Source organism: Streptosporangium sp. G11, from assembly GCF_051192615.1.
GTDB lineage: Bacteria > Actinomycetota > Actinomycetes > Streptosporangiales > Streptosporangiaceae > Streptosporangium.
This window is the reverse complement of the sequence record NZ_JBPJUQ010000262.1, coordinates 1-1,728: the sequence shown is the minus strand read 5'-3', so window position 1 is coordinate 1,728 and position 1,728 is coordinate 1. Positions and strand designations below refer to the sequence as shown.

Here is a 1,728-nt window from a genome sequence, read left to right as displayed (position 1 = left end):
CCGGCGCCTCGACCGCGGACGGCACCCAACTCACCCAGGCCACCTGCGGGACCGGCACCAACCAGCAGTGGAGGCTCACCCGGGTGAGCTGACCGGAACGGTCAAGTTCGCCGACTTTTGCCGATTGAGGCAAAAGTCGGCGAACTGTTAGGTAAAAGTGATTCACAAACCCATCTAAAGAGGGTTAGCTTCTGCACACCTGCTCGGAACAGGGAGGTGTAGTGAAGCGGACCATCGCTCGGCCAGAGAACGCGTACCAGGCCGCGTTGCTCCGGCTGCTGCGCGAGAGGGCGCGTTCGCGCGCCGAACTCGGCGATGTGGCCGCCCTGTCACGCTCCCGGCTCAACCTTGAACTCGACCGGCTCATCGAGCTGCGCCTGGCCGAGCAGGCGGGGCTGGCGGCCTCGCGCGGCGGGCGCAGGTCCGGCCTGGTACGGCTCTCCGCGGACCTCCGCTTCGCCGGCATCGACATCGGCGCCACCTCCATCGACGCGGTCGTCACCAACGGCGAGCTGGAGATCCTCGGCCACCTGAGCGAGCGGTGCGACGTGCGCGACGGTCCCGTGGCCGTGCTCGACCAGGCCATGGAGATGATCACCAAGCTGGGTGAGCAGGACTTGTTCACCCAGCTGTACGGCGCGGGGATCGGCCTTCCCGGGCCGGTCAGCTTTCGCGAGGGGGTGCCGGTCGCACCCCCGATCATGCCCGGCTGGGACCGCTACCCCGTCAGGGAGGCGGTCGGCCAGGCTCTCGGCTGCCCGGCCGTGGTCGACAACGACGTCAACATCATGGCCCTGGGCGAGCTCCACGCGGGACTGGCCAGGCAGGTGGACGACTTCCTGCTCGTCAAGATCGGCACCGGTATCGGCTGCGGGATCGTGGTGGACGGAAAGATCTACCGAGGTGTCTCCGGCAGCGCCGGCGACATCGGCCACATCCGCGTCGACGACCAGGGCCCCGTCTGCGCCTGCGGAAACGTCGGCTGTCTGGAGGCATACTTCGGCGGGACCGCCCTCGCCAGGGAGGCCACGGCCATCGCCGGGCGCTCGGCCTACCTGGGCAGACGTCTCGACCAGACAGGTACCCTCACCGCTGAGGACGTCGCCTCGGCCGCCGAGATGGGCGACGCCGAGGCGGTACGGCTCATCCGTGACGGCGGGCGCAGGGTCGGCACGGTGCTGGCCGGGCTCGTCAGCTTCTTCAACCCCGGTCTTGTGATCATCGCGGGTGGAGTGGCCCAGCTGGGTCACGTTCTCCTGGCGGAGATCAGAAGCGTCGTCTACCGCCGGTCGCTGCCCCTGGCGACCGGCAACCTGCCCATCGTGCTCTCGGAACTGGGACCCGACGCCGGTGTGGTCGGCGCGGCCAGGCTCAGCAGCGACCATGTCTTCTCGGCCCCACGATGAACCAGCGAGGCCCCATGTCAGAAGCCACGCCCCTGCTCCTCATGCGCGGGATCGTCAAGCAGTTTCCCGGAGTGCGCGCCCTCGACGGCGTCGACCTGGAAGTGCTGCCCGGAGAGGTGCACTGTCTGCTCGGCCAGAACGGTGCCGGGAAGTCCACTCTGATCAAGACCCTGGCGGGTGCTCACCAGCCCGACGAGGGGACGATCACGCTGAACGGCGAGGAGGTGCGGCTGTCGAGCCCGATCGCGGCGATCCGGCTCGGGATCTCCACGATCTACCAGGAGCTTGACCTGGTGGACGGGCTGAGCGTGGCCGAGAACGT

General features: G+C 68.5%; 2 protein-coding genes. Both read left to right on the top strand.

Annotation, left to right across the window (positions count from 1 at the left end; translation table 11 throughout):
- Positions 1 to 221 precede the first annotated feature (221 nt).
- A complete protein-coding gene (locus ACSDR0_RS50400) occupies positions 222 to 1,406 on the top strand; it encodes an ROK family protein (protein WP_435296098.1) in 1,185 nt (394 codons plus the stop codon).
- A 14-nt stretch (positions 1,407 to 1,420) separates the two neighbouring features.
- On the top strand, positions 1,421 to 1,728 hold a 308-nt coding region (locus tag ACSDR0_RS50395; RefSeq protein WP_435296097.1), incomplete at its 3' end, for an ATP-binding cassette domain-containing protein.